Consider the following 6,378-nt stretch of genomic DNA (forward strand, 5'->3'; position numbering starts at 1 on the left):
GCCCAAGCTCAGCCGCCTGCCCAGGGCGCTCCAGCCGCGCAAGCCCAGCCGCAGCCGCCGCCGCCCCAGGATCAGCAGGTCCAGCTCATCTACGCGCCCTGGACCAAGTTCTGCCTCAAGGGCCAGGATGCCAACGCCAAGCAGGTCTGCTTCACGGGCAAGGACGGCCGTATCGAGTCCGGCCAGCCGGTGATCGCCGCCGTGATCATCGAGCCCGAGGGTGAGCCGAAGAAGATCCTGCGCGTGACGCTGCCGCTCGGCATGCAGCTCGTGCACGGCACCCGCATCATCGTCGACAACAACCCGCCGCAGCAGTCGCCCTATGTGATCTGCTTCGCCAATGGCTGCATGTCGGACTATGAGGCGACCCCCGAGCTGCTCAACAGCATGAAGAAGGGCCAGAACCTGGTGGTTCAGGCGATCAACGCCAACGGCGCGCCGCTGACGCTGCCGCTGCCGCTCGTCAACGAATTCGCCAAAGCCTATGACGGCCCGCCGACCGACCCGAAGGTGTTCGAGGAAAACCAGAAGAAGCTGCAGGAAGAGCTGCAGAAGCGCGCGGAAGAGGCCCGCAAGAAGCTTGAGGCCAATCCGCCGGCAACGGGCGTCTCCAGCCCGCCACCCGCGAAGTAACGGCGGGAAGCTTCCCGATACATCAAAGGCGCTCCGGCAGGAGCGCCTTTTTTGCTACGGGAGCGATCCGATCCGCGCCGCCACGATGCAGTGCAGCATCCGTGTCGCGTGCGAGCTAATTCAGCGAGGGATTGCGCGGACGGTAGCCGCCGGACTTGTCCTGGATAAATATCTCGGCCACCTGGGAGTGCCGGACCGGTTCGCCGGAATTGTCGGGCAGCAAGTTCTGCTCGGAGACGTAGGCGACGTATTCGGTCTCGGCGTTTTCGGCGAGCAGATGATAGAAGGGCTGATCCTTGTCCGGCCGCACCTCTTCCGGGATCGACAACCACCACTCCTCGGTGTTGTTGAATTCCGGATCGATGTCGAAGATCACCCCCCGGAAGGAAAACACCCGGTGGCGGACGATCTGCCCTATCTGGAACTTAGCGGTACGCGCTTTTATCATAGCTCGTCGATAGACCATGATGGCGGCGGATGCTAGGGGCAAGCGCGCGAATTAACCTTTCGCCTCCTGCCGGATTTTCCGGCATTTCCCTTGGAAAATCCCCAAAAAGACGCCTTCCGTGGTCGATATCCTTAATCTTGCGCTGCCTTACTTCGGGCTGATCTTCATCGGTTTCGCCTGCGGTAAGGCCAAGGGCCTGCCCGAGTCCGGGCTCGCCTGGATGAATTTTTTCCTGCTCTACGTCTCTCTGCCGGCGCTTCTGTTTGGCATCATGTCAAAGACGCCGTTCTCGGAACTCAACAATCCGCCGTTCCTGGTGGCGACCACGCTCGGAACGATGATCGCCTTCTTCCTGGCGATGCTGGTCGCCAAGCTCCTTGGGCGGCTGTCGCTGCGCGAGGCGACGCTCGCGGGGCTCTCCGGCGCCTATGGAAATATCGGCTACATGGGTCCTGGTCTGGCGCTCGCGGTGCTGGGGCCGAAGGCTGCGGCGCCGACCGCGCTGATCTTCTGCTGCGACAGCATCTTCCTGTTCTCGATCGTGCCGCTCCTGGTGGAGTTGACGGACCGCGACCATCCCTCGCTGTTGCACGCGCTCGGCGTGGTGGCGCGCCAGATCGTGCTGAACCCGCTGATCATGGCGGCGTGCTTCGGCGCACTTGCCGCGGCCCTGCACCTGCGTTTTCCGGTTGCGCTGGATAATACGCTATTGTTCCTGCAGAACGCGGCGGCGCCGGTGGCGCTGTTCGTGCTCGGCGTCACCGTCGCGCTGCGCCCGCTCGATCGGATTCCGTGGGACGTGCCGGGCGTGATTGCCGTCAAGCTTCTGGTCCATCCACTGCTTGCGTTCGGACTGATGCTGGCGTTCGGCCCCTTCGCGCAGCCTTGGGCCGCGACCGCGGTGCTGATGGCCTCATTGCCGCCGGCGCTGAACGTGTTCGTGATCGCGCGGCAGAACGACACCTGGGTCAAGCCGGCCTCGGTCGCCGTGCTGGTCGGCACGTTTGCCTCCGTCGTGACGCTGACCAGCGTGATGTTTGTGTTGCAAACCGGACGGCTGAGTTTTCCGTGAGGCGCTCTCAGCTCGCACGTCGCCATGACGGCGCGAGCCCCTCGCGCATGGCGAGCCGCCGGAGCGGGCCGATCGATCCGATCAGGTGCAGGCCCGCGGCGCGGATCGACTGCATGGGGAGGAAGTCGCTGAGCAGCGAACGGTTGGCGAGGTCGATGACGAAGGTCCGGCTCATGACATCGCCGCGCCGCGCCGACTGGTAGCGCGCCAATACCTGCGGCGAGCCGGGGTCTTCGCCATGCGAGAGCGCTTCGCCGGCGAGCCTGGCGATATCGGTCGCATCCCGCAGCCCGAGGTTGAGGCCCTGCGCGCCGATCGGCGGCACCACATGGGCGGACTCGCCGACCAGCGCGATCCGGTTCCTGGCAAACTGCCTGGGCTGTTCGATCGCCAGAGGAAACAGATTGCGCCCCGGCTCGACCTCGACGCGCCCGAAAATCGAATGCGACTGCTTCTCGGCGGCGTCAGACAGTTCCGCATCGGAGAGCGCCGTCAGCCGCTCCGCTTCCGACGCGGAGGAAACCCAGACCACGCTGCAGCGGTTGCCGGGCAGGGGCACGAACACGACGGGGCCGTGCGGCGTGTGGAATTCGGTCGAGATGTTCTTGTGCGGGCGCGAGTGGGCGATGTTGAAGGTCAGGGCCGACTGCTTCAGGTCGCGGCGGCTGATTTCGATGCCGGCGGCCTCGCGAGACTGCGACTGCCGGCCATCGGCGCCGATCACCAGCCGCGCCGCCAGCGGCTCGCCGCTGCCGGTCCGGATCGTGACGATGGCTTCTTCCGGATTGATGATCTCGGCTTCATCGTCGACCCGCGTCAGACCAGGCAGTTCCGCCGCACGTTGTTCCAGCGCCGCGATCAACGAGCGGTTGTCGACATTGAAGCCGAACTGCTCAAGATCGATCTCGTCGGACGAGAACCTCACTTCCGGGGCGCGGATCAGCCGCCCGGTGTCATCGACCAGCCGCATCACCTTCAGCGCCGCGGCCTTCTCCGCCAGACGCCGCCAGACATCCAGCCGCTCGAGCAGGTCGATCGAGGCGCCGAGCAGCGCCGTGGTGCGGTTGTCGGCATAGGGCGCGCGGCGGGCGAGCAGGGCGGTCTTCGCCCCGGCATCCGCAAGCGCGATGGCGGCGGTCAGCCCAGCAGGGCCACCGCCGATGACCACTGCGTCATAGACATGCGGTGTATCACTCATATCGGGACATTTGACGGGATTGGCGGCATTTTCAAGCCATCAAATTCGATAAAATCTTTCCACCGGTTTGCGCGGCGGAACGCCGCAAGCGCGGATATGCAAACACAGGCGATTCCTGATAGCACTGCCCGGCGATGGAAATCGACCAGACCAGCCAGCCAGCTACGTTTCGGGCATCGCTGCGGATGCGGATGGCGGCATTCTCCGTGCACATCTTCACGGCGATGGGGGCGGGCGTCGCGCTGCTCGCGCTGATGGAGGCCGTGCGCGAGCACTGGGCCAATATGTTCGGCTGGCTCGGGGTGGCCCTGGTCATCGATGCGATCGACGGTCCGATTGCGCGCAAGCTCGACGTGGTTCGGCTGCAGCCGAACTGGTCCGGCGAGGTGCTCGACCTCGTCGTCGATTTCGTCACCTATGTCTTCGTTCCCGCCTATGCGATTACTGCCAGTCATTTGCTGCTGCCGCTGGCGGCGCCGATCCTCGGCATCGGCATCGTGATATCGAGCGCGCTGTATTTCGCGGACCGCAGGATGAAGTCCGCCGACAATCATTTCCGCGGCTTTCCGGGGCTTTGGAATGCAGCGGCCTTCTATCTGTTCCTGCTGCATCCGCCGCCGGCATGGTCGAGCCTTGCCGTGGCGGTCCTGATCGCGCTCACCTTCGCGCCGATTCACGTGCTGCATCCCCTGCGCGTGACGCGGCTGCGCTGGCTGACACTGTGGGTGATGTCGGCCGGAGCGGTGCTGGCGCTCTACACGCTCGCCCGCGACTTTGACGTCGGCACGCCGATCATCGTGGCACTCTGCGTGATCGCCGCCTATGTCGCCGGCAGCGACGCCGTCATCCGGTTGATGAGGTCACTCAGAACATGATCGAACTGTTGGCCAGCCCGGAAGCGTGGGCGGCGCTACTTACGTTGACGGCGCTGGAGATCGTGCTCGGCATCGACAACGTGATCTTCCTGTCGGTGCTGGTCTCCCGCATCCCGCCGCACCAGGCAAAGCGCGCGCGGCAGATCGGCTTGTTCCTGGCGCTCGTGTTCCGCATCCTGCTGCTCAGCCTGCTGGTGTGGCTGATCGGGTTGACGGAGCCGGTGATCACGGTGAGGGGGCTCGCGCTGTCCTGGCGCGACATCATCCTGATCGGCGGCGGGCTGTTCCTGATCGCAAAGGCGACCCACGAAATTCATGGCGAAGTGGAAGCGCCGGAAGGTGAGGAAGAGGCGGCGTCGGGCGGCAGCGCGTTCTTCTGGGTGATCGTCCAGATCATCATCATCGACATGGTGTTCTCGCTGGACTCGATCATCACCGCGATCGGCATGGCGCAGGATTTGGAGGTTATGGTCGCGGCCGTCGTGATCGCCTGCATCGTCATGTACGTCTCGTCGGGGCCGGTGGCGCGTTTTGTCGCAGAGCATCCCACCACCAAGATGCTGGCGCTGGCGTTCCTGGTGCTGATCGGCGTGGCGCTGGTCGCCGACGGCTTCAGCTTCCACATCCCGCGCGGCTACATCTATTTTGCGATGGCGTTCGCCGCCGCTGTGGAGATGTTCAACGTGCTGGCGAGGCGCAACCGGAAGAAGGCGGTCAAGTAGCCGATCCGGCCCCGCGAGTTGACAACAAGGCGCCGATGGCATTCGGTTCGGTGGCTACGAGATAAGTTGAGGAGAGCCCGACATGACCAAGGCCGTGCGCGTGCACAAGGTGGGAGGCCCGGAAGTCCTCACTTACGAGGACGTCGAGGTGCCGGCGCCGGCCGCGGGCGAGGTGCGGATTCGCCAGCACGCGATCGGGCTCAACTTCATCGACACCTATTTTCGCACCGGCCTCTACAAGGCGCCTGGTCTTCCCTTCATCGCCGGCAACGAGGCGGCAGGCGAAGTGGTCGCGGTCGGTCCCGGCGTGACGAATTTCCATCTGGGCGACCGCGTCGCCTATTATTTCAACCTCGGCGGCTATGCCACCGAGCGCGTCATCCCCGCCGACAAGGTGGTGAAGCTGCCCGACCATATCACCTATGAGCAGGGCGCCGTGCTGATGCTGAAGGGGCTGACGGTCTGGTATCTGCTGCACAAGACCTTCAAGGTGGAGCCGCACCACCGCGTGCTGATCCACGCGGCCGCCGGCGGCATCGGATTGCTCGCCTGCCAATGGGCGCGCGCGATGGGTGCCCACGTCATCGGCACCGTCGGCTCGAAGGAGAAGGCCGATCTCGCGCTCGCCAACGGCTGCGATCACGTCATCCTCTACAATGAGGAGGATTTTGTCGCGCGGGTGAAGCAGATCAGTCGCGGGGAGCTTTGCGACGTCGTCTATGACGGCGTCGGCAAGACCACCTTCCCGGGCTCACTGTCGTGCCTGAAGCCGCGCGGCCTGTTCGTGAGCTTCGGCAACGCGTCCGGTCCCGTGCCGCCATTCGCGCTCGCCGAGCTCAACAACCACGGCTCGCTGTTTGCGACCCGGCCGAAGCTCAACGACTACGTCGCCACCCGGAACGAATTGCTCGAAGGCGCTGACACGCTGTTTGCCGCCGTGATCAACGGCAAGCTGCACGTGCCGATCAATCACGCCTACGCGCTGAAGGATGCCGCGCGGGCGCATATCGATCTGGAGAGCCGCGCGACCACGGGGGCGTCGATTTTGAGGCCGTAGTTCTCTTGCGTCATTGCTTCGCTGCGCTCGCAATGACGGGTGGAGTGTCTCTGATTCAAATGTCAAACAGCGTCTCCGCTGTCATCGTCCGGCTTGACCGGACGATCCAGTATTCCAGAGGCAGCTGAGCCTGAGCCGAAAGGCCGCCGGGTAGTGGATGCCCCGCCTTCGCGGGGCATGACGGTGGAGTGAGGGTGAGCGCTTACGTTCTCGCGACGCTTTGCGTCCGAGCTTTGCTTCATTTTCCACCCTCTCAATCAGCAGAGGGCGCAGGGAAAGCCGGGTGCTGGTTGCACCCGTGGGCCCCGTGCAGCAAAAAGCACGGGGGTAGGACCACAGGTCAACCGGAGCAACGCCGGCTTTCCCTGCGCGA

The 6,378-nt window shown here is 64.5% G+C and carries 7 protein-coding genes; 5 read left to right on the forward strand and 2 right to left on the reverse strand.

Translation table 11 applies throughout. The annotated features are described in order from the left end of the window. The coding region (locus CWO89_RS39265) for an invasion associated locus B family protein (RefSeq protein WP_130583673.1) at window positions 1–633 on the forward strand (633 nt) is incomplete at its 5' end. 115 nt (window positions 634–748) lie between these two features. Here the strand turns inward: CWO89_RS39265 and hspQ are convergent. Beyond that, complete coding sequence (gene hspQ / locus CWO89_RS39270) at window positions 749–1,081, reverse strand: heat shock protein HspQ (protein WP_130583679.1); 333 nt, start codon at window positions 1,079–1,081, stop codon at window positions 749–751. Window positions 1,082–1,199: 118 nt separating this feature from the next. Here hspQ and CWO89_RS39275 point away from each other — a divergent pair, with 118 nt between their 5' ends. Continuing rightward, the gene (locus tag CWO89_RS39275; RefSeq protein WP_130583674.1) at window positions 1,200–2,153 is read left to right on the forward strand and encodes an AEC family transporter; all 954 of its coding nucleotides are present in this window, start codon (window positions 1,200–1,202) and stop codon (window positions 2,151–2,153) included. 7 nt (window positions 2,154–2,160) lie between these two features. Here the strand turns inward: CWO89_RS39275 and CWO89_RS39280 are convergent, their stop codons facing one another. Then, window positions 2,161–3,351, reverse strand: coding sequence for a UbiH/UbiF family hydroxylase (locus tag CWO89_RS39280; protein ID WP_130583675.1), 1,191 nt, complete (start codon window positions 3,349–3,351; stop codon window positions 2,161–2,163). A gap of 134 nt (window positions 3,352–3,485) precedes the next feature. Between CWO89_RS39280 and pcsA the strand changes: the two genes are divergently transcribed. The 3 genes from pcsA (at window position 3,486) to CWO89_RS39295 (ending at window position 6,005) form a co-directional block, all read left to right on the forward strand. Further along, entirely contained in the window at window positions 3,486–4,226 is a 741-nt protein-coding gene (pcsA, locus tag CWO89_RS39285; RefSeq protein WP_130583676.1) for a phosphatidylcholine synthase, read from the forward strand. Then, on the forward strand, window positions 4,223–4,948 hold the full coding sequence (locus CWO89_RS39290; protein ID WP_130583677.1) for a TerC family protein: 726 nt from the start codon (window positions 4,223–4,225) through the stop codon (window positions 4,946–4,948). Before pcsA ends, CWO89_RS39290 begins: the two co-directional genes overlap by 4 nt. 82 nt (window positions 4,949–5,030) lie before the next feature. After that, window positions 5,031–6,005 (forward strand): quinone oxidoreductase family protein, encoded by a 975-nt coding sequence (locus CWO89_RS39295; RefSeq protein WP_130583678.1) that lies wholly within the window; start codon window positions 5,031–5,033, stop codon window positions 6,003–6,005. The last annotated feature ends 373 nt before the right edge of the window (window positions 6,006–6,378 follow it).

The organism is Bradyrhizobium sp. Leo170, assembly GCF_004296405.1.
In the GTDB taxonomy this organism is placed as follows: Bacteria; Pseudomonadota; Alphaproteobacteria; order Rhizobiales; family Xanthobacteraceae; genus Bradyrhizobium.

Excerpts from the sequence above, each read along its gene's own strand:
- CWO89_RS39295 (WP_130583678.1), top strand. The coding sequence starts at position 5,031 with ATGACCAAGGCCGTGCGCGTGCACAAGGTGGGAGGCCCGGAAGTCCTC.
- CWO89_RS39290 (WP_130583677.1), top strand. The coding sequence starts at position 4,223 with ATGATCGAACTGTTGGCCAGCCCGGAAGCGTGGGCGGCGCTACTTACG.
- CWO89_RS39280 (WP_130583675.1), bottom strand. The coding sequence starts at position 3,351 with ATGAGTGATACACCGCATGTCTATGACGCAGTGGTCATCGGCGGTGGC.
- pcsA (WP_130583676.1), top strand. The coding sequence starts at position 3,486 with ATGGAAATCGACCAGACCAGCCAGCCAGCTACGTTTCGGGCATCGCTG.
- hspQ (WP_130583679.1), bottom strand. The coding sequence starts at position 1,081 with ATGATAAAAGCGCGTACCGCTAAGTTCCAGATAGGGCAGATCGTCCGC.